Raw genomic sequence first — 23,771 nt, 5'->3', positions numbered from 1 at the left:
CCATTTTGTTCATGTGAAAAACCTCCCCCTTATTAGCGAAGGTTTCCCGATTCACAAAATTTTATACATGAAGATCAGAAGTTGATCCTCATTGGCATATAACAGAGGTCTTATTTAGACGTAATTTTGGTGTTGTTAATTACAAGAAACTAGGAGATCACACGATCAGCAATTTCCTGAGACAAGAGCTCAATCACTTCTTGAAGCGGCTTAGCTCCAATGTCGCCTTCCCCGCGTTTACGGATGGAAACCGTCTGAGCGTTCATCTCATTCTCGCCAACTACGAACATGTATGGCAGTTTCTCAAGCTGAGCTTCGCGAATCTTATAACCCAGCTTCTCATTGCGGAGATCTGCTTCAGCAGAGATACCACGGCGACGCAGCTTGTCTGTAACTTCCTTGGCATAATCGTCGAACGCTGTCGATACAGGAATTACTTTAACCTGCTGTGGAGATAACCAAAGCGGCAGCGAGCCCGCAAAGTTCTCTAACAGGAAGGCAACGAAACGTTCCATTGTACCCAAGATTCCACGGTGCAGAACGACTGGACGGTGTTTTTGACCATCATCGCCGATATATTCCAGTTCAAAACGTTCAGGCAGCAAGAAGTCGATTTGTACAGTAGACAGAGTCTCTTCTTTACCTAATACAGTCTTAATTTGCACATCAAGTTTAGGACCATAGAATGCAGCTTCGCCTTCTGCTTCGTAGAACGGCAGTCCAGCTTCCTCTACAACCTCACGCAACATCCGCTGTGCAGTTTCCCACATTTCGTCATTTGCATAATATTTCTCAGTATCCTTAGGATCACGATAGGACAACCGGAAACGGTAGTCATTAATACCAAAGTCACTGTATACCTGTTTAATCAATTCGATTACACGAATGAACTCGCCTTTAATTTGGTCCAGACGGCAGAAAATATGGGAGTCATTAAGAGTCATCGAGCGTACACGGTGTAAGCCAGTCAATGCGCCTGACATTTCATAACGGTGCTGGATACCAAGCTCAGCAATACGGATCGGCAGATCACGGTAGCTGTGCATTGAGCTCTTATAAATCATCATGTGATGCGGGCAGTTCATTGGACGAAGAACAAATTCTTCATTGTCGATAGTCATCTTAGGGAACATGTCCTCTTGATAGTGCTCCCAGTGTCCTGAAGTTTTGTACAGCTCAACATTACCCAGAACTGGTGTGTATACATGCTGATAGCCAAGACTTGCTTCCAGATCTACGATATAACGCTCCAGAATACTGCGCAATTTGGCACCCTTAGGCAACCAGATTGGCAAGCCTTGTCCTACCAATTGATTAAATGTAAAGATTTCAAGCTCTTTACCGAGCTTCCGGTGATCGCGTTTCTTCGCTTCTTCAAGCAGACGAAGATGCTCATCAAGCTGAGCTTTTTTAATCCAAGCTGTGCCGTATACGCGTTGAAGCATCTTATTCTTGCTGTCGCCGCGCCAGTAAGCACCGGCTACATTCATCAATTTAAAGACTTTGATCTTAGCAGTCGACGGCACATGGGGTCCACGGCATAGGTCGAAGAATTCTCCTTGTTCATAGATAGAAATTACGCTATCTTCAGGCAATGCCTCGATCAATTCCAGCTTGTAAGGATCACCTAGCTCACCGAAAATTTCAAGTGCTTCCTTGCGGCTAACTTCTTTGCGCACGATCGGCAGGTTCTCCGAAATTATGCGGTCCATTTCCTTTTCGATTTTGAGCAAATCTTCAGGATTTAGAGGATGTTCCAGATCCATATCGTAGTAGAAGCCATCTTCAATGACCGGACCTACACCAAGCTTAACTTCTTTTGTTCCGAACAAACGTCTAACCGCTTGAGCCATCAAGTGAGCTGTACTGTGGCGCATAACCTCCAGACCTTCAGGTGAATCCAAAGTTACGATCTCTACCAGTGCGCCCTCTTCAAGGGGAGTAGATAAATCTACAACGATACCGTTCAATTTCCCCGCTGCTGCATTTTTGCGCAGGCCACTGCTAATAGAAGCTGCTACATCATCAATACTGCTACCCTCTGCGTATTCACGGACAGAACCGTCCGGAAGCTTAATACTTACTGACATTGCTAATTCCTCCTTCATATAATTAAGCCTAAGGGCCCTTTAACCTTTGCGGAACAATAATATCCACGCACACAAAAAAACGCCCGTCCCGCAAAGGGACGAGCGATTACACCCGTGGTTCCACCCAAATTCGATTCTCTCTAGCCTCCCTTGAATCCTCAAGCGGAGTGAAGATAGAATCCTTCGTAAGCATGGAGTAACGACCATGAACCGGCAGCTCTTACTATCCCATTGCAGGGAATTCAAAACCGCAGCTACAAAGGGGTAAATCGAAAGCAGGATGCCGGAGAAAATTTCAGCCTAAGTTTCCTCTCTCTGAACGGTCCAGAACAATCAACTCATATCTTCGTCAATGCTGTTAACGTGAATTATGGAGTAATTATAAATCTGTCCTCTCTGACAGTCAAGTCAGAAAAGGGTCCAAAATGATAGAAACACAGTCAGAAGACACACATAAGGACTGTTCTTGCAGCCAATACATGGATGCTGAAACAGCCCTTCTATGGTTATTCCTCTCGCCGTTTTTTTTCAGGTAAGCGGCCTGCACGCTTCAAAGACTCACGCAACAAGTATTCGATATGTCCGTTTACGCTGCGAAATTCCTCTCCCGCCCATCGTTCCAGCGCCTCATGTAAATCCGGATCAATCCGCAGTGGAAAGCTTTTCTTGGCCGCCATGATGCACCGCCTTAGTACAACGAGCCGGCGTTAATGACCGGACTCGCTCCGCGCTCCGACACGATCGCAACCATCAGATTATTAATCATCGCCGCTTTGCGTTCCTCATCAAGCTCAACCACGCCACTCTCTTTAAGCTGTTTAATCGCCATATCGACCATGCCCACGGCGCCTTCAACAATGATTTGACGAGCGGACAGAATTGCAGATGCTTGCTGACGTTGCAACATTGTACTGGCAATCTCTGTGGAATAAGCCAAGTGTGTGAGCCGCGCTTCAATGACCTCTACACCAGATATCGACAAACGTTCTTGCAGCTCGGTTGCCAATTCTTTAGCAATCTCATCTGCATTGGCCCGCAGGGACATGCCCGATTCATTGAAGTTATCATACGGGTATTTACTGGCCACATGACGCAGCGCTGTTTCACTTTGAATTTCCACAAACGCCATATATTTATCTACATCAAAAAGCGCTTTTGCAGAGTTAATTACCTTAAATACGATAACTGCAGCAATTTCAATCGGATTACCTTCCACATCATTAACCTTCAGCTTGACACTGTTAAAGTTACGTACGCGGAGGGAAACCGTCTTGCGCAAACTGAACGGAATGACTGCAAACAAGCCACTTGTCACGATAGTCCCTACATATTGCCCGAAAAAGGTAACTACAACCGACTTATTGGGCTGCACAACCGTAACACTTGTACATAATACCCCAGCTACAACGAACAGAATAACTGGCACTGCGACATACTCTTGAACCGCACCATAAATTCCCCCAGCTAAACAAACTGCAATTAAGGCGAGAACCCAAAATCCACTGACAGGACGAAGCGTTTTCTCTTTCATAAAAGCACCCCCACTAGATATTCTTTTGATATGATTATGATATCACTTTTGGATAATAATGTGAATGGGTAAAAAGAAATAAAAAAATAATTTTATGTTCACATTTATATAAAACTTCGTTTAAAAGGCGTACTCCACACCAACCTTAGTTTGTGTAGTTAACATTAGTTCATAGTGTTCGTATACATCTGCTCTATCGGACACTGATGCTCTTATACGCCACATTTTCTGATTTTCCCTATGCTATCGGACCCCACAGTCGCTATTGCACTAAAAACCAGCCTATATGAGGCTCTTTTCAAGGAATAGCTTCGCTGGGGTCCGAACCCCGACTCAAGAAGCGCTGAATTTGCAATTAAGGTCCACTGGGTCCGTACGCCTAGCGGATGATTTAACAAGCGAAGATTCAGATGTGTTCTGCAATAAGGCTTACTAATGTTCGTAATCCTAACCTTACAAAAAAACGCTTGATGCTCAGTAATCCACTTAAGGATTAACAAGCATCAAGCGTTGATTAATAATTAATATATATTAGTTCTGCATTACAAAATCATTATCAATCTTCGCATTAGGATCATCGAACACCCGCAGAATATCATAACGTGTATTCCGCTGTGCTGGAACTTTGCCTGCTTCGCGAATCAGCTGAGTAATCGACTCGATGTTTACCTTATAAGTCGCACCCGCTGAAGATACTACGTTCTCTTCAATCATTGTGCTGCCGAAATCGTTGCAGCCATATTGCAAGGAGAGCTTGCCGACCTCTGGCCCCATAGTGACCCAAGAAGATTGGAAGTTCTTAATATTATCCAGCACAAGGCGGCTGATCGCTACCGTCTTCAGATATTCCTCAGGCGTTTGTCTGTCCAGCTTCAGGTTGGTATTGTCCGGCTGGAATGTCCATGAGATAAAGGCCAAGAAACCTTCAGAATCATATTTGTTGGCAATACACTCATCCTGAGCCTCACGTACACGTAGTAAGTGCAAAGCTCGTTCTTCCATACTTTCTCCAAGCCCAATCACCATTGTTGCTGTTGTATTCATACCCACTTTATGTGCTGTCTGCATTACATCCATCCACTCGCGCCACGAGCCTTTTAGCCGGCTGATTTTGCGGCGTGTACGGTCATCAAGAATTTCTGCGCCTCCGCCTGGCAAGGAATCCAGACCCGCAGCATGAATTTCACGAACCACTTGTTCTAGCGGTAATCCTGACACTTCCTTCATCTTCATAATCTCCGCAGGAGAGAAGGAGTGCATTGTAATCTCAGGGAACCGTTGCTTAATTCCGCGCAGTATATCTGTATAGTAGCTAAATGGAAGGTTAGGATTAGTTCCACCTTGCATAAGAATTTCTGTACCATTAACAGCAATCGTTTCAGCAATTTTTTGATAAATCGTTTCATCTGGCAGCACATAGCCTTCATCCGAGCCTGGTCTGCGGTAAAAAGCACAAAAACGGCAGTACACATCACATACATTCGTATAGTTAATATTACGGCCAATTACAAATGTGGCTAACGGGTCCGGATGCCAGCGTTCCATAATAGTGTTTGCAGCAGCACCCATTTTCTCAATTTCGTTGCTCTCGAATAGTCGGATGGTATCTTCCAATTGGAGACGGTCACCCCGCAGGGCTTTATCCAAAATAAGATCTATCGTACTCATCGTTCGCATCCTCCTTTTAAACCCTTAGGGATATGGTAGATTCACAAAATCACAAGAAAAATAACGTTGTCGTCCTTTAGAGATAACAACCGTTTCTCGTAGTAACATAAGGATAAAGTATAGTATGTAACTTATACCTTATATTTTAATAAATGAACAGTTCATTTCCTCATCGTATCACAATCTGAACAGCTTGAAAAACTTTTTACTTTCTTAGCAAGATACCATCCAGCAGAAAGAGTCTTTACATTGCTGCCTGCACCCGGTGAATCAAAATTCCTGGAGGCTGCCGGACACAGATGACGTTATTAGTTAGTATTTAGCCTTTGGAGCATTGTTATGGACTCCAGCGACGCTATTCCTTGACAAGAGACTCATGAAGGCAGGTTTTTAGCGCAATAGCTGCTGTGGAGTCCGTTAACATTCCAAATGTGTAATAATGCTGTGTCTAAGGTCAGCTGTGTCCAATAGCAAAAAGTCCAAAAAGAAGAGCTATCCCAGCAGCCAATTCCCGGCTTATGAGACAGCTCTATTTCATCCTCCGTCTAACACCAGCTCTAAATCAACGGTGAGATAGATCCTCGATATTTTCCAGCAATTCGGTGCCGATCTGGGTTGCCGTTACTTTTACTTCGTTTCGATTTCCGCCCGCGCAGCCTCCAAAGCATGACCAAGATCAGCAATTAGATCCTCCGCATGTTCAATGCCGACCGAGAAGCGCAGCAATCGATCATCTACACCCACCGCATTCCGAATTTCCACAGGAATATCCGCATGCGTCTGTACTGCAGGATAGGTCATTAGCGATTCAACACCGCCGAGGCTCTCCGCGAAGGCAATAAGCCGGATATGACGAAGCAGAGGTTCTACGTATCTGGCATCTTTTAATTTGAAAGAAAAAATTCCGGTATTGCCCGAGGACTGGCGATTCTGGATTTCATATCCCGGATGATCCGGCAGGCCTGGATGGAACACTTCCGCAATCGCCGGATGCTCTTGTAGATAGCGGGCAATTGCTAGCGCATTACTCTCGTGCCGTTCCATACGCAGGGCCAGTGTCTTCATGCCTCTCATCAGCTGATAACTGTCTGTTGGCCCAAGCACAGCGCCAATAGAGTTATGTAGAATCGCTATTTCAGCGGATAATTCAGCCCCTTTAGATACAATAAGACCAGCAAGAACATCATTGTGTCCGCCCAAATATTTGGTAGCACTATGGACTACAATGTCTGCACCTAATTCCAGAGGACGCTGGAAAAATGGAGTCAGCAGTGTATTGTCTACAATTGTGAGCAGCCCATGATGACGGGCCCAAGTAGCAACGGCTGCAATATCCGTAACCATCATCAAAGGATTCGTTGGCGTTTCAATAAATATCGCCTTCGTATTTGGAAGACGTGAAGCCTCAAGCGCATCCAAATCATTCGTGTCTACATAGGAAGCAGTGATTCCAAACTTGGACATAATTCGTTCCAACAAACGATAGGTCCCGCCGTAAAGATCCAGCGAAACGATCAAGTGATCGCCTTGCCCAAACAGGGTAAATATGGTTTGAATAGCTGCCATCCCAGAACTACAGGCAAAACCTGCATCACCAGACTCCAATTCCGCAGCCGCATTCTCTAGTACGGAACGGGTTGGACTTTTGGTACGGCTATAATCGAAACCTGTGCTCTGCCCAAGCTTCGGGTGACGGAATGCCGTAGCATTATAGATAGGAAAATTAATGGCTCCGGTAGCCGGATCTTCTTGTGAACCTATTTGTGCCAGTCTGCTTTCAATCCTAAGTTTGTCGTCCATGATAAATGCCTCCTAAATTGTAATGTAGCGCTGATCTTAATAAACAATCGGGTCGATATCGTAAGGTGTCTCTTGATATACATAGTAATTGAGCCAATTAGAGAATAATAAGTTGGCATGTGCACGCCACACTGCAGGAGGTGTTTGTTCTGGATCATCTTTAGGGAAATAGTGTTTCGGCAAGGCCATCTCCATGCCCCTCTCCAAATCACGATCATATTCCCATTTCAAGGATAATGGATCGTATTCGGAATGTCCGGTCACAAATATTTGTTTGCCGTCGGTCGTAGCTACTAGATACATACCAGCTTCTTCGGATTCCGCCAGAATCTGCAGATCTGGATTGCTCTCAATATCTTCGCGGGAGACATCGGTATGACGGGAATGCGGTACATGGAATACCTCGTCAAAGCCGCGCAGCAATTTAATGTTATTTTGATTAATCGTATGGGAGAATACTCCAAAACATTTTTCAGGCAAAGCCACTTTACGAACACCAAAATGATGATACAACCCTGCCTGTGCCGCCCAACAGATATGCATGGTCGAGGTCACATTATCCTTGCTCCATTCAAAAATCTCTTTTAGCTCTTCCCAATAGGATACTTCCTCAAACTCCATTTGCTCTACGGGTGCTCCTGTAACAATAAGACCATCCAAACGGCGGTGGCTGATCTCGTCAAAAGTTTTGTAAAAGCTTCTCAAATGCTCAGCAGAAGTATTCTTAGAAGTATGTGAGCGTGGATGCAGCAAGGTAACGTCAACCTGTAGCGGTGAATTTCCTATTAAACGCAGCAATTGAGTCTCCGTCGTTTCTTTAGTCGGCATGAGATTCAGAATAGCAATCCTTAGTGGACGGATATCCTGATGGAAAGCCAAACTATCATCCATCACAAAAATATTTTCACCGGATAGTATTTCTTTTGCTGGTAAACTGTCGGGAATTTTAATTGGCATTGTCTTTCCACTCCTTAACTGTATTTAGGTTATGATGTCACATCGCGGCTTTCTGAACAATAAAAAGACCTTTCTCGGAAAACGAGAAAGGTCATATCTACAGTCATATGCGCCTCTCTCATCTGCCAGAAACTTTTGGACGAGGTTTAGTCGTCAGCAAAGTTCCGCAAGAATTAGCACCGTGCGTTCACACGCCGGTTGCCGGGTTTCATAGGGCTAGTCCCTCCACCTGCTCTTGATAAGATTTAGCTGTATTCAATTAAATTTCTTTAAAATTTACTTTAAATCATGAACCTCCTTTTCGTCAAGTCCATACAATGCTGAAGTAGCCTCAAAGTAACAATAAATTTGCTTGAAAGAGGCATACTCCGTTGTTATACTAGACAAGTATTTCATACCTGAACGAAAAGAAGAGGTGAGAAGAAGAATGGAAGGCGACCCGAGCTCGCAATTAAGTGTACAGAATGAGCAACCACACAGGATAATCATCAGCTTGCCGGCGGCGGGAGCAGTTCTTCTTCATGCCCTCGAATCGTCATTCGGCCTCTTGTATTGATTGTAACGCCGGCCAAGCTGATTTTTTCTCTGTGCTTAATTAGCAGTCCCTGGTGAAGACCCGGGGATAGAAGGAGTGGAATCAGATGAAAATCCGGCTGGTGAATGCAGGGGTTTTTACACCTATTGATGAAATTGATGAAACATTGACACCCCCAACAGAAGGGTTCTATTGGATTGATGCAGATGTGGAGGATTTGGAGCTGCTTCAGCCCCTGTTCAACCTGCATGATCTCGCTGTTGAGGATTGCCTTAGTGAAGAGGATCAACGTCCAAAGATCGAAATATACGAAAGTCATTACTTTATTGTTGTAAACAGCATCCGCTTTGATGATGAGGAAATCTTCCTGCGGGCGCTCAATATATTCTTGGGCAGACATTATATTATTACTGTAACGAAACAAAAGATTCACGAGCTACGCGTCCTGAAGCCCATGTTATGGGAACAAGAGGTTAGCGAACCCGACCAATTCCTTTACCTGCTTATCGACCTTGTCGTAGATAATTATTTCTCCGTAGGTGACCGAATTGAAGCCCGGATTGAGAAGCTTGAAGAGGATATCCTAATGCATACCAAGAAATCTCATCTGAGTGAGATTATCGGTCTGCGAAGTGAGATCTTATGGTTAAAGAAGATGCTGGGACCACAGAAAGAGGTTATCAATACCCTGAATAAAAAAGACCTCCGTCTGATTGATGATCAGCTGCAGAAATACTTTAGCGACATTTATGAAAATGCAGTTAAAATATCCGAAACCTTTGAGACGTACCGCGATCTCATGGGCAACTTACGTGAGGCCTACCAATCCAGTATCGCCAACCGCGCCAATGAAATTATGAGAGTATTTACCGCGATTACAACGATATTCATGCCTTTGACCGTAATTACCGGAATCTATGGGATGAACTTTGATCATATGCCGGAATTGCATACGAAATACGGTTATTTTGCCGTTATAGGTCTAATGTTGACGTTAGGCTGTGGGATGCTGTATGTATTCCGCAAGAAAGAATGGCTATGAAAATAAACGGACGAATAGGCAAGACGAAGGCCCTTTAACCCTATGGTGTAAGGAAGCCTTCGTCTTTTTGATATGATAAAAAGCTACTAGAAACTGGTCGCCATGCCCACTTTAGGAGCTTGCTCCCGCCGGAAACGAATGCGGATCAGCCGCAGACGTTCATAATAGCTATCCAGCCCTTCTGCTGCTGAAAAATCCTCCCCATACACCTTATGCAGCACTGGCTTTAGAAAAAGATCTCCTACCTCTGCATAGGCATTCCATATCGCCTCCTGCTCATTCTGCGGCACATTTTTCAGTTCTACCTCGATCAGTTTCTCCACGCAATAACCTTCTCTTTCCAGCTCCTCTACCGCTTCAATCAGTTCGCGACGGTTCACTCCACTGTTCACCTTAAGCTGTTCTAACCCTAACCCATTCTCGATCCCTTGCAGCAGAATTCGCCGTAATCGCAGTCTTTCTAGCTGTTTCTTATATTTGACCTCTTTCTGTTTATAGAGCCAGGATACAAAAGAATCCTCCTCAATTTCTTGGTGTACCCAATTCAAAGGAAAGGAATGTTCCCTTGCAGCCGTAGAGGTTATAGCCAACCAATCCGTGCCATATTGGGCTACCTTTCCTTCCCCTACACCAGGGATCTGCAGCAGCTCCTCTGGTGTATGCGGCAAGAAAGTGCTTATCAAACGTAACAAACGATTGCTGGCAAGAATGTAAGGGGCTTTCCGTTCACTAGAAGCTCGGCTGCGGCGCCAAGCACATAACTCCTCATATATAGCTTCGTTCCCATTATATTCACTGTAATATTGCAGCCTTAGCTGCTCCTGATTACGCCCGGTAAGGCCGTCTTCTTCATGAAATACGCCATCAATCAACGGCCGATAGCCATCCCCCATCTTCACCGCCAGCTCATGCCTGTAAACACAAAGCATTTCATTCCATGAACCACCCGCGTACCACAAATGCTCCTGTGTTTCCTCACCGCCTGAAAAATCACGCCAGCCCAGACTCCACACTCCTTCTTCCTCTCCAATCCATAGCTGAGCGAACACCTCTTGATCCACCCCAGATATTCTGGATAAGCGATTCATAAATACAATTTGCATATTCATCCCTGCCTTTCTAGTCTTCAGCAAGCACTATACCTACCGGTCTGAGCTACTTATTCGCTGATGTGAATGCCACACTGTCAGACTCGGAAAACGCAAAAAAGCACCACTCTCACGATAAACGTGAAAGAGGTGCTCCCTCATTAAATGCTATACTGTTAGATCCTACAATACCATATATTTCCTAACAGTCAATATCTTTTTATACTAGTTTCTTGCCAAAGCTAAAGTTGCCAGTCCAATCGCACCTGCAAGTCCTGCATTATCTCCAAGCTGCGGTGGCACAACATAATTATCGATGTCGGTATTTAGCGCTGGATGCTGAACATAACCCTTCAGCAGCTCCTGCAGCTTGGTACAAATTAGCGGGAACAAGTGGCTTTGCTTCATGACACCACCGCCCATTACGATTTTTTCGGGAGACAGAATCAACACGTAATTCATAAGTGCATGTGCAAGATAATGAGCTTCCATATCCCAAGCTGGATGGTCAACAGGTAGCTCGCCTGCTGGTTGTCCCCAGCGTTTGCCAATCCCCGGACCTGCGGCTAACCCTTCAAGGCAATCGCCATGATAAGGGCAGTAGCCCTCAAACGTGTCCTCTGGATGTCTGCGAACTAGAATATGTCCCATCTCAGGATGAGACAATCCATGCACCATCTGACCTCCAACTACTGCTCCCGCTCCAATGCCTGTCCCAACCGTAATATAAAGGCAGCTGTCCAGACCTTTAGCCGCTCCCCATTTACTTTCCGCAAGCGCTGCACCATTCACATCCGTATCAAAACCGATTGGCACGTTAAATTGCTCAGCCATTGTACCTACCAAATTATATTGTCCCCAGTGAGGTTTTGGTGTCGTTGTTATGTAACCATAAGTAGGGCTGTCCAGCACGGGATCAATCGGTCCAAACGATCCAATACCAAAAGCTTCTACATTCTTCCCATTAAAATAGTCGATTACGAGTCCCATCGTTTCTTCCGGTGTTGTTGTCGGAAAGCTAACTCGGTCCAGAATGGTACCGTCCTCATAACCAATTCCGCATACAAACTTCGTTCCGCCTGCTTCAATCGCTCCCAATAACTTCATAGCAACTATCTCCCTTCTCCATTAAGCAATAATCCGCCATCCAGTTTGAAAATAAAAATTAATATAAAATAAAACAATCAACAGCCCTTATTATACGTTGGATGAAGCGCTATCACAATAATAAAACTCCCTTCATGCTTTTTTGCATGAAGGGAGACTCTCCTTAACCCAGATCACCTAACTCAATCTGTACAATTCCCCGTTCGTCCTGCACCTCAGCGATCAAATGCATCAGGCTGCCAAATTCCAGTTCTTGAAATTTACGCGCGGCTGTTTCCCGTTGTAATTGCCATAAAGCTTCCGCCAGCTCACAGACCACAGGCACATCACAACGGATTTCAGCCAGCTCTCTTGATAGATGCAGCATATCAAGGTCGGCTTCAATTTTGGACCGTACACCTTTAGGGAGCAAGTGAAGATTCTCAATTACACCTTCAACTGTACCGTATTCCGTTAACAGCTTCAGCGCGGTTTTCTCACCAATCCCTTTTACACCAGGGTAATTATCACTTGTATCGCCCATAAAGCCCTTCAGGTCAATAACCTGTCTAGGGGTTAGACCTTTATCCTCAAGCAATTCTGCAAGGTCATAAACCTTATAGTTGGAGCGTCCTTTTTTCATAATGACGACCTTAACATTCTCATCAATAAGCTGCAGCATATCATGGTCACCCGTCAGAATGTAAACCTCAGAATTATCGCTGTAACAGGATGCTAGCGTACCAATGCAATCATCTGCTTCATAGCCGGCAAGACCGATGTTTGGCACACCTAGCTCAGCCACTACTTCTTTTACTAGATCAAATTGCGGAATTAATTCCAGCGGAGCTTCGATCCGGTTGGATTTATATCCATCATATTTCTCGGTACGGAACGTTCCTTTACCCATATCCCAGCAGCATACGACATGAGAAGGCTCAAACGTACTTACTGCATCAAAAAAATACTGCAAAAATCCATATACCGCATTCGTCGGTAAACCTTCCTTTGTCTTGCGAATATATCCTCCATAAGAGGTCGCATAAAAGGCCCGGAACAGCAGAGCCATTCCATCTACAAGCATTACCCGGCCCGTTGTATCTGTTCTCACTTATAAACCTCTCCCTTGATCGTTGTATTGATATTAAACATTAGCCCAAGTATCGGCATATTGGTCTTCTTTGAATCCCACCGTAACTTTAACTCCATCGGTGACAATCGGGCGTTTGATCAGCATCCCGTGGCTTGAGAGCAGCTCTAACTTCTCCTGTTCCGTAAGCTGGGGCAGCTTGTCCTTCAGACCTAATGATTTATATACTTCACCGCTTGTATTAAAAAACTTCTTCAGCTCAAGGCCGCTGTTCGCGAGCAGCTCACGCAGCTCGTCCACCGTAGGTGGCTGCTCTGCGATGTGCTGAAGCTCCAGCTCATGACCTTGTCCCTGCAACCATTTTACTGCGCTGCGGCAGGTGCTGCATTTGGGATATTGATATACTTTTAATTTGCTCATGCTGTGCTCCTTTAATAATCGGCTAATAATATCGTAACTATGGGGAATGTTTGGACTTTCGGCCGCTGTTGTCTACAGATTTCTTCAATTTTACCGTTAAACACGTTTGAAATCCGCAGACAAAGGCGGTCGCTATCGCTCCTACAGTTCCAATCTTCCCCTTCGCCACACCATCGCCTGAATCATAATTTTATCACAAATCCACTGTCGGACCTTGCTCCAATATTTTCTCTAAGGCTGCCATGTCAGGTGGCAACGGGGCTTCGAAAATCATTTCTTGCAGAAGCACCGGGTGCTTGAACGTCAGACGGACTGCGTGCAGCGCCTGACGCGGTATGGAAGCATCGAGTGCTGCAACGGTCTCCAATTGCTCGCTTTGAGTTGAAGTCAATTCTGGTAGATTGTACAGCTCATGACGGTACATGCTGTCCCCAATCAGCGGACAGCCGATTGAGGTCATATGGACCCGAATCTGATGCGTACGCCCACTCTCCAGCTTTAGTTCAACTCTAGAGCCAGCTGAATACACCTGCTTAACCTCATATCGGGTTAGGGAAGGATATCCATCCGGTGTCACGATACGCCGATGTGGCTCCTCAGGATCACGATCGATAGGGCCGTCGATATCGCCGGATAACTCCGCAGGAACCCCGTGAACAAATGCAGCGTAACGCTTATCCACAGTACCGGCGATCATCTGCTCGGAAATATGCTGATGGCTGTAAGGATTTTTGGCGATCACTAACACACCGGAGGTCTCCTGATCCAGACGGTGAACAGGCCGGAAACGGAAGCGTTCATTCTTCTGTGCCCAATAATAAACCACACCATTGGCAAGCGTGTCGGTGTAATGTCCATGTGTGGGATGAACTATAATTCCCGCTGCCTTGTTAACCACTAGCAGATGTTCATCTTCAAATAAAATCTCAAATGGAATCGGCTGCGGCAAAATATCATCCGAAGTCTCCGTTTCCATGCGAATCTGCACGGTATCTCCTGCCTTTACATGCACACTAATGTATACACGTTCACCGTTTAATGTAATGCCTTGCTCCGTCTGCTTCAGGCGAGAGAGCAGCTTGCGTGAGACATCCATCCGTTTGTGCAGGATGGTCTTCAGCAGGAAGTCATCCTCTTCAGGCGGTATGATATAAGTAATGGGTGAATAATAGCTTGTCATATTAGTCTCGGAACACCTTTTTACTGCGGATGTATTCTACATCAGTAATCCCTGACCGTGTATTAGCCGTTCTAGCCAAAGCGAAAAAATAATCCGACAATCGATTGAGATAAATTACCGCTTCTGGGTTAATGTCCGCAGTTCGCCCTAAGGTAACCGCCCGGCGTTCTGCACGACGGCAAACCGTGCGGCATACATGTAGAACCGAAGCCAGCTGACTACCTCCTGGCAGGATAAATTTCTCAAGTGGCGGATTCTCCTCTTGTAGAGTATCTATCCAGCCTTCCAGCCGCTGAGCCATCTCACTTGTCACCATATATTGACCACCATCAGCAAGTCTAACAAATGCTAAATCCGTACCGCAATCAAACAGCTCATGCTGTATTTCGAGCAATTGCTCGCGGACATCGTCGAAATTATCACTTTCCATCAGGCTTCGTGCTTGCCCTACAAAACAATTCAGCTCATCGATCGTTCCGTAGGCCTCGACGCGGACATCATCCTTGCCGACCCGGCCGCCAATCACTGAGGTCTGACCTGCATCACCCGTACGTGTATAAATCGCCATGGTTTAAGCCTCCTATCCATTCTTAAAAAACATATACTGATAGTTTAAGCTTTCTGCTATAAGGAAGGCAATAAAGATAGCAAATTAAGAGTATACACAAAAACACCATCATTAGTAAGAGTGAACAACAAAAAGAGGACCCTAGGGTCCTCTCAAGAGCATTCAGCAGCACTATTTTCCAGCTGGACGCCCCTTCATGTACTCATTTATTTTGAGGTCCAATAAACTGCTAATTTCAATCACATTATCCGAAGTGAATGATTTTTCCTGCAGGAAAAGCTGCTCCATCTTGCTGCGGAGTATTCTAATTTCATCTTCCAGAGAGAGTATGCGAGCAGAAGCATCACCCTTGGGGGGTATTTTCCCATTTCCAGAGAAACATTTCCCACCATAGGAAGGTAAGTAATAATCGGCGCTAAGCACAATCATCCCTCCCAAAAGTATTATTGAGCGCGTGCTGCAAAAGAGCATAAAAGTTAAATAAAGCAACTTCAAAGCAACGCTTAGTTCCAGAGTAAATGGATCCTTGTAAGTTCTATTATAGGGGCTAATTACTCTCAAAGTAAAATAATACCATAGGATTGTTTGATCGGCTATAGTTCAATTTTCACTAATCCGTTCTCTCACGTGTAAGCTTTGTGACAAAAGCACCAATGCGTTCTACTGCTTCGTTCAGTTGGGATACTGATGTGGCGTAAGAACAGCGTAAGTAACCTTCTCCACCTAATCCAAAGACACTTCCAGGCACAGCTGCAACCTTGTATTCAAGCAAAAGCCGCTGAGCAAATTGATCAGAAGTCAGCCCTGTCTTGCGCACGCTTGGAAAAGCGTAGAAGGCGCCCTGCGGCTCATGGCACTCCAGCCCTGCATCGCGTAGGCCCTTGACGATCAACCTCCGCCGTTGGTTATAGGAATCCACCATCCGGTCCTTCTCTTCCATCCCATTGGTCAGCGCTTCAAGTGCAGCCACCTGTCCCATAGAAGGAGCACACATCACAGTATACTGATGAATCTTAAGCATTGCAGCGATAAGATCCGGGTGACCACAAGCATACCCCATCCGCCATCCGGTCATTGCAAAAGCTTTGGAGAAGCCGCTAACCAGAATCGTACGGTCTATCATGCCTGGTAAAGAGGCAAAGCTGACGTGATTAATGCCATAAGACAATTCTGCATAAATCTCATCTGAAATCACTATAAGATCATGTTTCTCTACTACCTTAGCAATCGGCTCCCAATCTTCTCGGGTCATTACACTTCCCGTAGGGTTACTAGGGTAACACAAAATCAGAACCTTGGAGCGCGGAGTGATTTTGGCTTCCAAGCTTTCCGCAGTAAGTTTAAAGTTATTCTCACCAACCGTTTCAATACCTACAGGTATTCCTCCACCAATCGCGGTGATCGGCGAATAAGAGATATAACAAGGCTCAGGAATCAGAATTTCATCCCCCGGTGAAATCAGCGCACGTAATGCCAAATCGATGGCCTCGCTTCCGCCAACGGTTGCTATAATTTGATTGGCAGGATCATATTCCACAGCAAAACGGCTGTGCAAGTAATTCGCGATCCCTTCCCGCAGTTCAGGCATCCCTGCATTGGATGTATACCCTGTAAATCCTCTTTCCAGCGAATAGACACAAGCCTCTCTGACATGCCAGGGGGTCTTGAAGTCAGGCTCTCCAACTCCCAAAGAGATGATATCCTTACTGCCTGCAGCCAGATCAAAAAACTTGCGGATACCCGAAGGTTGAATTTGCTGTACCAACGGGGCCAAATAAGAATCCATTGATTTGCTGTCTTCTCCAGTTAGCTGCGATTTATTCGTGATCATATGATTACTTCCTTTATGGAGAGATCATCAGACGGTTGTCTTCCTCATGCTCTTCGAAGATGATCCCGTCCTGTTTGTATTTTTTAAGGGTAAAATTCGTTTTGGTTGAAAGTACTGAATCAATTGGAGACAGCTTCTCAGATACAAAATTGGCCACTTCACGTAAATTCCGGCCTTCCACTTCCACCAGAAGATCATAAGCACCAGACATCAGATAAACTGATTTGACCTGTGGATACAGGTAGATTCGCTCGGCAATCCCTTCAAAACCACGCCCTCGTTCAGGCGTAATCTGCACCTCAATCAGTGCGGTTACCTTCTCATCGTCCACTTTATCCCAGTTTACAACGGCGGCATATTTTACAATGACATGATCTTTCTCCAACTGCTCAATCGCAGTCTTCACATCTTCTTCTTCCGCGCCAAGCAGCGTTGCTAAGAGTGCAGTAGATCTTCTCGCGTCTTCCTTAAGCAGTTCCAGCACTTTCCTCTTAAGCTCGTTCATTTCCTTCATGCCTTCCCTCCGGATAGTTCGCCAATGACGGTACGCTATTAATGCGTCGCCCCGCGAAAAGAGTTTAATACTAATATGACATGAAATGTGCATCTCTGCAAACAAAATAACCCCATAGGAGCTTCCATGAAAGGCAGAGTTTACATAGCACATACATAAAAAAATAGAAAAAACGCCCGTTCTACCGGATTTAACCAGTAAAAACGGGCGTTATCTCCACACTCATGAAGCGATTTGCTTCATTCGCCAACCATCATGGTTACATTAAATGAGAAGGCTGATGTTGTCCGTTAGCCGGGATATGAGCATTCTGAGCGTATGCGCCAAATTGCCCGGTTTTTTGTTGAACAAATTGCCCGGTTTGCTGTTGCATTTGCTGTGCGGTTTGAAGCTGCTTGTCCACATCTTGGCGCAATGCTTTTGCAGGTGCAGGATACATATTCAGTTGAGACATATGCGTGTATAAATCACCTTGGAGTTGCAAAGTGTCCATGGTCATAGTGTTAAAAACCCTACGAACGGCTGGACATGCTGATTCTGTAGCAGCTGTAGCATATTCGCGTACGGTCCGCTTCAAATCACACAAAATGGTGTTTAGTAAATCCTCATCCGGCATAAATGCCCCAGTATTTTGCGCGTTCATTAAATAACCTCCTTAGAATTAATATTGCAATTATTGTGGGCTTGTTGGCGCGTATTGTTGATGTTGTTGGATTAACTGAGTGAGCTCAGTCATGTGTTTGGTGTGATTTTGCATATGCTGCATACAAATTTGGCGAACTTGTTGATTCTGTGTTGTCGCAGCCGTTGCTGCACATTGCTTGAGAAGCAAGTCCTCATTAGAGATGGAGTCAGCGATATATTCCAATTCCTTACCACTTAGCGCTTGCATTTGCGTTGATTGCATTTGTTGTAGTCCCTCCTTGTAGTTGATTCATACAGGCTTTAGTATGCCGCCTATGCCCGCGATTTATTTGCCGAAAGGCACTAGAGAGTTATGACAGAAATAAGAACATACCGCGAATGAGACGATAAAATGCCGCCAATACTAAATCACGGCACGAATGAAGGAGCGAACAATTCATGAATTTAAATAGTGGAAATACACCTTGGTCAAGCACTTTACAGAACCCTCCAACTTACCCCTCTCTAGAAGGTACTATTCATTGTGATTGCCTGGTTGTAGGCGCCGGAATGGGTGGGGCAATGGCCGCCTATCGCTTGTCCTTAAGTGGAGCGGATGCTGTTCTGATCGAAAAAAGACGGGTCGGCAGCGGCAGCTCGCATGCTAACACTGGACTCCTGCAGATTTCCAACGATAAATCATTAACCTCATGTATGAACACCTTTGGGCAAAAGAACGGTTTGCTCTTTTATCAGTTATGCCAGGCTGGGGTAAGGAACATTCTGGACCTGCCGGACAAGCTCGATATCGATCCGCAGATCATTCCTCGCAGCAGTCTTTTGTATGCCAGCACTCCTGCGGATGTACCTGCATTGCGGGAAGAATATGAGAATCTCGTGGCTAATGGCTTCGATTCTGAATTTTGGGAAGAGGATAAGATTGCAGCTCTGTACTCTTTTTCAAAACCAGCAGGACTTTATTCACGCGGGGATGCCGAAGCGAATCCTTATCGAACGGTACACAGCCTAATCGCCAAGGCAGCGTCGAATGGCGTCCGCGTCTTTGAACAGAGCGAAGCGAAACATTATGAGTTTACTGAGGATGGCGTGATTTGCCACACAGAAAATGGCCGGATTATTGCCAAGGATGTTATTTTTGCAATGGGTTATGAAACACAGGAATTCAAAAAAGACCGGGGCGCTGAGCTGATCAACACGTATGCAGTGATGACCAAACCTCTAAAGGATTTTCCAAAGTGGCATGAGCGTAGCCTGCTGTGGGAGACAGCCCGCCCTTATTTATATTTTCGGACAACCCCTGAAGGCAGGATTATTGCGGGAGGTAAGGATGAGCAGTTGACAGACCCCGAACGTCGTGAGGTCCGAGTGATTTCTCAGGGTCAAAAATTGCTCGAAGAGCTTGAAGCCTTATTTCCAGAAATTAAAGGCATTGAGCTGGAGTACTCCTGGGGTGCTGTGTTCGGTTCTACTCGTGATGGGCTTCCATATATCGGCCCACATCCAAAGTTCCCTCACTGTTACTTCATCGAGGGCTACGGAGGCAATGGGACGGTGTACAGTATGATCGCTGCGGAGTTGTTAACGGATACGATTGCCGGCAAACATCGGCCTGAGTTAGATTTATTCTCACTCACCCGGTCAGCCAAACCCTCTCCTTCTAAGAGTTTGGACGTGATGAAACAGAACTGATATTTGTAGAAAATAAAAACGGGGCTGGCCCTCGCAGCTGCTTCACTGCTTTTGGGACAGCCCTGCTTTTTATTAAATTGCCTGCTACAATCGTAAATCCATCATCCCATGGAGCTTACGGACACAGTTGACGTTATTTACATGTTTTTAGCCTTTAAAGCAAGGTTTCGGACTCCAGTGATGCTATCCTTGGAAAGAGGCCCATATATAGGCGTTTTTCAAGCCAATAGCTGCACTGGAGTCCGATAGCATTCCAAATATCGGATAATGGTGCGATTAAGGTCGGTTGTGTCCGTTAGCGGGTTAATAAGAGCATCCGACAGTGATTTCATATACACACGCTTTCGACAACGGTCAACGGTCAAGTAAGGTCCAAAAAAAGAAGGGGCACGCCCCAGCAGCTATTAGCTTATGGGACCGCCCCTTTTTTTATATACTTATTCTTACGCCTGAGCGTTGCTCAAATTGCGTACGAGCTGAATCCGATCTTCCTGTGCCAGACTGTGCTGAACATGGAAGCAGGAAGGACATACGTAAACATTGAGTGAGAATGGAGCGGTTAATACCGACTTACCTAGTGTAGCTGGAGCAGACGGCTCAAAGCTGCTCACAGGCTGCTTACCCGCAAGGATAGTGAGCTCATGGCATTGAGTACATTCCGGAGCTTCCTCCTGAATGGCCAGAATAGCTGAGACACTCTCTTCGTACTTGTTCAAGTCATAATCATCGCCGAATTGATTAAGCGTATTATAGATTGGAACTACGCTGTCTTTATCAGGCTCTCCCCAAAGATCATCGTCATTAACAACCTCTTGTTTGGGTTCCTCTACGACTTCCTCTACTTCTTCTTCTTCGATGCCGTCAATTCCAACAGTGACCGTACGGTATCCGCTAAGCTCATTGTTACAGTGAGGACAATTCTCCTCAGGTCCAAATTCCTCGTCCCATACAATTTCAGTATGACACCAAGGGCATACAGTTGTTTCCATCTTTATAATCTCCTTCATACTTTCACTTTTAAATTTAATTCATCATTAAATAAATAATACCGGCTGCTATAAAAGCAATCGCTGACAGAAACAGAACTTGGGTGAGAATCTTCATGATTTCCTCCTAAGATACCCCACAAAGAGTGGGACTGCTCAATTCAAAGCTTGTCCAGATCCATAATCCTTTGCAGGGTGTCCTTATAAGGACGGATTTAAAAAATAGCCGCACCTATTACATAAGACAACGATACCGAGATCAGCATGGCAATAAGTCCAACAGCACGGTTATCCGCAGCGATCTCCTCGTCAATAGAGAATACAGGGGTCAGAAATTCAAATAAAAAATAGGCAAGCAGCAGCAGCAAAAAACCGACGACGGACCACTTCATTGTCTCGTAAATTGAAACACCTGCTTCAATACTGAAACGCAGTACGTTGCAAATTCCGAAGATTTTGCCGCCTGTCGCCATTGCCACTGCCAGGTTTCCCTTACGTATTTCTTCCCAGCAATTATATTTCGTTACCATTTCAAAAAAAGACAGAAATACAACCAGCCCAAGAATCGCCACTGCAAAGTAGCCAAGCAAGGCACCTAGCGGATGACCCAGCAAAAGATCAATATCTTCTTGCACGCTTTCCCCTTCTTTCTGCCGGGAAATCCCGCTATTGCAGCTCAGCCACAGTTACGCCCGCGCCGCCTTCGTTATAATTCCCGAGCCGATAACTCTTCACATGCTTGTGCTTACGCAAATATTCCTGAATTCCTGTGCGCAGCACACCCGTTCCTTTACCGTGAATGATGGCGATTTGGCCCAGATTACCTAAAAAGGCTTCATCGATAAACCGATCTGTCTCCATGATAGCTTCCTCCAGGTTAGTCCCGCGCAAATCCAGTTCACTGCGAATGTTCTCATCACGGGAACGTTTGACGGTTGTCGCATGGCGAAGGGCCGTTGGCGCAGCTGTTGCTTTCGAGGAGAGCAATTCCAAATCATCCAGCCTTACCTTCATCTTCATAATGCCAAACTGCACCAGCGCCTCTTTAGTACCGCTTAGCTCCACCACAAAGCCCTTTTGGTTCAAGCTGTCGACTTTCACTTCATCTCCAGGACCAATTGTCCGTGGGGCCTTGGTAGTCTTGCGGGTAACAGCCTTCTTGCGCGGTGATGGCTCAGCTTCATCCAGACGTCGCCGCGCTTCAATCAGCTTATGCTCTTTAACTGAAGCTCCTTCTTCCATAGCCAAGCGGCGCAAATCACTGATAATTTCTTCAGCTTCCTTACGCGCTTTGTCCAGGATCGCGCTGGCATCCTTCTCAGCCTTCTCGAGGCGTTTCTCACGCTGGCTTTCCAGCTTCTCAAGCTCTTGCTGTTGTCTGCTGCGCAGCTCCTCCACTTCGCGGCGGATGCCCTCTGCACGTTCATGCTCCTGTTCCGCTCCCAGCCGATTCTCTTCGAGAGAAGCAATCATATGCTCTACGCGCAGATCTTCTTCCTTCACTTCACCGCGGGCATGCTCCAGAATCGCATGAGGCAGGCCTAGACGCTCGGCAATCGCAAAGGCGTTGCTTCGTCCGGGTACGCCGATCAACAAGCGATAGGTTGGGCTAAGGGTCTGGACATCAAATTCCATACTGGCATTGATGACTCCCTTACGCTCATAAGCGTATGCTTTTAGTTCGCTATAATGTGTTGTTGCGACCATCCGGCATTCGATCCGGTGAATATGCTCCAGAATGGCAATTGCCAGCGCAGAGCCTTCTGCCGGGTCGGTTCCAGCACCCACCTCATCAAGCAGAATAAGGCTCTTAGGAGTCATTCTACTCAGAATGGAGATAATATTAGTCATATGACTAGAGAAGGTACTCAGACTTTGCTCGATGCTCTGTTCATCGCCAATATCAGCATAAATGGCATCAAACACACACATCTGGCTGCCTTCCTCTGCTGGAATAAACAAGCCGGACATCGACATTAAGCTTAACAAGCCGATGGTTTTGAGGGTAACGGTCTTACCACCGGTATTCGGTCCGGTTACGATAATTGAGCTGTATTGATTGCCCAGCTCCACGTCCAAAGGAACCACATGCTCCGCTGGAATAAGCGGATGCCGCCCTTTGCGCAGCTTAAGATAACCGCGGTCATTCATACGCGGCTGAGTAGCCTTCATATCACGAGCAAGACGCGCTTTGGAGAAGATGAAGTCCAGTTCTCCCAGAATATCAATATCGTAGGTCATTTCTTCCGCAATGTCGGCTACAAGTGCCGTCAGCCTGTGTAAAATGATCTCGATTTCCCGTTCCTCACGCAGCCGTGTTTCACGAAGTTTATTATTCATCGCCACAATAGACTCTGGCTCGATAAATAAAGTCGCTCCTGATCCAGACTGATCATGTACGATACCACCGAAATGGGCACGGTACTCCGCTTTTACAGGAATAACAAACCGATCACCACGAATGGTTACCAGCTGATCCTGCAGCATTTTCGCTACAGAAGACGAACGAATCATCGAATCCAGCTTCTCACGAATTCTGGTCTCTCCTCCGCGCAATTCACGGCGAATGTTAGCCAGCTCAGAACTAGCTGTATCAAGTACATCAGCATTCTCGTCTATACATAAACGGATGGCATCTTCCACATGTTTTTGCTCCGATAAAACGTCGCTCAGTGAGAACAGGAGCTCAATCTTTTCTTCCTCATGCATAGCTGCCAGGAAACGTTTGACTCTGCGTGCGCCGCCAATGGTATTTCCAACGGCCAGCAGCTCAGTTGTTCCCAGCATTCCGCCTATAGACGCACGTTTGAGTGCAGCTCGAATATCGCTTACCCCGCCGAACGAAGGAATGCCCTTCAGGCGATCCACATTAGCCGCTTCATCCGTGGCTTGAAGCAGCTTCTTCACACCTTCGAAATCGCCGGAGGGCCTTAGCTGCTCCGCAGCCAATCTTCCCATGGGGGTTTGCGTATATTGCATTAATTTATTTAAAATCTTGCGATATTCAAGCGTATGCAAAATTTTGTCGTCCAATTACAGTCACAGCTCCCT

22 protein-coding genes and 1 riboswitch are annotated in these 23,771 nt (G+C 45.8%); of the genes, 2 read left to right on the top strand and 20 right to left on the bottom strand.

Features of this window, described 5'->3' with window-relative positions; translation table 11 throughout:
* Positions 1-149 precede the first annotated feature (149 nt).
* The 6 genes from thrS to metA form a co-directional block, all read right to left on the bottom strand.
* Entirely contained in the window at positions 150-2,090 is a 1,941-nt protein-coding gene (thrS, locus tag NSQ91_RS08440; RefSeq protein ID WP_076135889.1) for a threonine--tRNA ligase, read from the bottom strand.
* Positions 2,091-2,596: 506 nt separating this feature from the next.
* Positions 2,597-2,767, bottom strand: coding sequence for a toxin-antitoxin system HicB family antitoxin (locus NSQ91_RS08435; RefSeq protein ID WP_036684471.1), 171 nt, complete (start codon positions 2,765-2,767; stop codon positions 2,597-2,599).
* An 11-nt stretch (positions 2,768-2,778) separates the two neighbouring features.
* On the bottom strand, positions 2,779-3,621 hold the full coding sequence (locus NSQ91_RS08430) for an SPFH domain-containing protein (RefSeq protein ID WP_036684473.1): 843 nt from the start codon (positions 3,619-3,621) through the stop codon (positions 2,779-2,781).
* A 531-nt stretch (positions 3,622-4,152) separates the two neighbouring features.
* Positions 4,153-5,289 carry a cyclic dehypoxanthinyl futalosine synthase gene (gene mqnC, locus NSQ91_RS08425; protein WP_076184682.1) on the bottom strand — a complete coding sequence of 379 codons (1,137 nt, stop codon included), beginning with the start codon at positions 5,287-5,289 and terminating at the stop codon, positions 4,153-4,155.
* A gap of 627 nt (positions 5,290-5,916) precedes the next feature.
* Positions 5,917-7,089, bottom strand: coding sequence for a PLP-dependent transferase (locus NSQ91_RS08420; protein WP_076103991.1), 1,173 nt, complete (start codon positions 7,087-7,089; stop codon positions 5,917-5,919).
* A gap of 36 nt (positions 7,090-7,125) precedes the next feature.
* The gene (metA, locus tag NSQ91_RS08415) at positions 7,126-8,046 is read right to left on the bottom strand and encodes a homoserine O-acetyltransferase MetA (protein ID WP_076281068.1); all 921 of its coding nucleotides are present in this window, start codon (positions 8,044-8,046) and stop codon (positions 7,126-7,128) included.
* 115 nt (positions 8,047-8,161) lie between these two features.
* Positions 8,162-8,291, bottom strand: a riboswitch (SAM riboswitch).
* 396 nt (positions 8,292-8,687) lie between these two features.
* Between metA and corA the strand changes: the two genes are divergently transcribed.
* Positions 8,688-9,623: a magnesium/cobalt transporter CorA gene (gene corA, locus NSQ91_RS08410; RefSeq protein ID WP_036684479.1), complete on the top strand. Its 936-nt coding sequence runs from the start codon at positions 8,688-8,690 to the stop codon at positions 9,621-9,623.
* A gap of 86 nt (positions 9,624-9,709) precedes the next feature.
* Here the strand turns inward: corA and NSQ91_RS08405 are convergent, their stop codons facing one another.
* From NSQ91_RS08405 to NSQ91_RS08355, 11 genes are all read right to left on the bottom strand, one after another.
* On the bottom strand, positions 9,710-10,726 hold the full coding sequence (locus tag NSQ91_RS08405) for an HRDC domain-containing protein (RefSeq protein ID WP_076303966.1): 1,017 nt from the start codon (positions 10,724-10,726) through the stop codon (positions 9,710-9,712).
* A 210-nt stretch (positions 10,727-10,936) separates the two neighbouring features.
* Positions 10,937-11,818 carry an ROK family protein gene (locus NSQ91_RS08400; protein ID WP_076303841.1) on the bottom strand — a complete coding sequence of 294 codons (882 nt, stop codon included), beginning with the start codon at positions 11,816-11,818 and terminating at the stop codon, positions 10,937-10,939.
* Between the two features lie 163 nt (positions 11,819-11,981).
* Positions 11,982-12,881, bottom strand: a complete 900-nt coding sequence (locus tag NSQ91_RS08395) for a 5'-3' exonuclease (protein WP_076126491.1) — start codon at positions 12,879-12,881, stop codon at positions 11,982-11,984.
* 60 nt (positions 12,882-12,941) lie between these two features.
* The gene (locus tag NSQ91_RS08390; RefSeq protein ID WP_076126405.1) at positions 12,942-13,307 is read right to left on the bottom strand and encodes an arsenate reductase family protein; all 366 of its coding nucleotides are present in this window, start codon (positions 13,305-13,307) and stop codon (positions 12,942-12,944) included.
* A 193-nt stretch (positions 13,308-13,500) separates the two neighbouring features.
* Positions 13,501-14,487, bottom strand: coding sequence for an RluA family pseudouridine synthase (locus tag NSQ91_RS08385; RefSeq protein WP_076126404.1), 987 nt, complete (start codon positions 14,485-14,487; stop codon positions 13,501-13,503).
* A 1-nt stretch (position 14,488) separates the two neighbouring features.
* A complete protein-coding gene (locus NSQ91_RS08380) occupies positions 14,489-15,055 on the bottom strand; it encodes a cob(I)yrinic acid a,c-diamide adenosyltransferase (RefSeq protein ID WP_076126402.1) in 567 nt (188 codons plus the stop codon).
* 171 nt (positions 15,056-15,226) lie between these two features.
* Entirely contained in the window at positions 15,227-15,415 is a 189-nt protein-coding gene (locus NSQ91_RS08375) for an aspartyl-phosphate phosphatase Spo0E family protein (protein ID WP_232061510.1), read from the bottom strand.
* A gap of 250 nt (positions 15,416-15,665) precedes the next feature.
* A complete protein-coding gene (locus NSQ91_RS08370) occupies positions 15,666-16,886 on the bottom strand; it encodes an aminotransferase class I/II-fold pyridoxal phosphate-dependent enzyme (RefSeq protein ID WP_036683526.1) in 1,221 nt (406 codons plus the stop codon).
* A 13-nt stretch (positions 16,887-16,899) separates the two neighbouring features.
* Positions 16,900-17,400, bottom strand: coding sequence for an Lrp/AsnC family transcriptional regulator (locus NSQ91_RS08365; RefSeq protein WP_036683529.1), 501 nt, complete (start codon positions 17,398-17,400; stop codon positions 16,900-16,902).
* A 259-nt stretch (positions 17,401-17,659) separates the two neighbouring features.
* Positions 17,660-18,043, bottom strand: a complete 384-nt coding sequence (locus NSQ91_RS08360; RefSeq protein ID WP_076126401.1) for a spore coat protein — start codon at positions 18,041-18,043, stop codon at positions 17,660-17,662.
* A 30-nt stretch (positions 18,044-18,073) separates the two neighbouring features.
* The gene (locus tag NSQ91_RS08355; RefSeq protein WP_036683535.1) at positions 18,074-18,307 is read right to left on the bottom strand and encodes a spore coat protein; all 234 of its coding nucleotides are present in this window, start codon (positions 18,305-18,307) and stop codon (positions 18,074-18,076) included.
* A 176-nt stretch (positions 18,308-18,483) separates the two neighbouring features.
* Here NSQ91_RS08355 and NSQ91_RS08350 point away from each other — a divergent pair, with 176 nt between their 5' ends.
* A complete protein-coding gene (locus tag NSQ91_RS08350; protein ID WP_076303840.1) occupies positions 18,484-19,734 on the top strand; it encodes an NAD(P)/FAD-dependent oxidoreductase in 1,251 nt (416 codons plus the stop codon).
* A 443-nt stretch (positions 19,735-20,177) separates the two neighbouring features.
* On the opposite strand, the gene NSQ91_RS08345 is transcribed toward NSQ91_RS08350, so the two are convergent.
* The 3 genes from NSQ91_RS08345 to NSQ91_RS08335 form a co-directional block, all read right to left on the bottom strand.
* On the bottom strand, positions 20,178-20,723 hold the full coding sequence (locus NSQ91_RS08345; RefSeq protein ID WP_051491295.1) for a hypothetical protein: 546 nt from the start codon (positions 20,721-20,723) through the stop codon (positions 20,178-20,180).
* 212 nt (positions 20,724-20,935) lie between these two features.
* Entirely contained in the window at positions 20,936-21,355 is a 420-nt protein-coding gene (locus tag NSQ91_RS08340) for a DUF350 domain-containing protein (protein ID WP_036683543.1), read from the bottom strand.
* Between the two features lie 31 nt (positions 21,356-21,386).
* Positions 21,387-23,753: an endonuclease MutS2 gene (locus NSQ91_RS08335; protein ID WP_076303839.1), complete on the bottom strand. Its 2,367-nt coding sequence runs from the start codon at positions 23,751-23,753 to the stop codon at positions 21,387-21,389.
* Positions 23,754-23,771: the final 18 nt, after the last annotated feature.

It is taken from the genome of Paenibacillus sp. FSL R7-0048, assembly GCF_038004505.1.
GTDB lineage: Bacteria > Bacillota > Bacilli > Paenibacillales > Paenibacillaceae > Paenibacillus_AQ > Paenibacillus_AQ odorifer.
The sequence above is the reverse complement of the archived record's forward strand: the minus strand, read 5'-3'. Positions and strand labels throughout refer to the sequence as shown.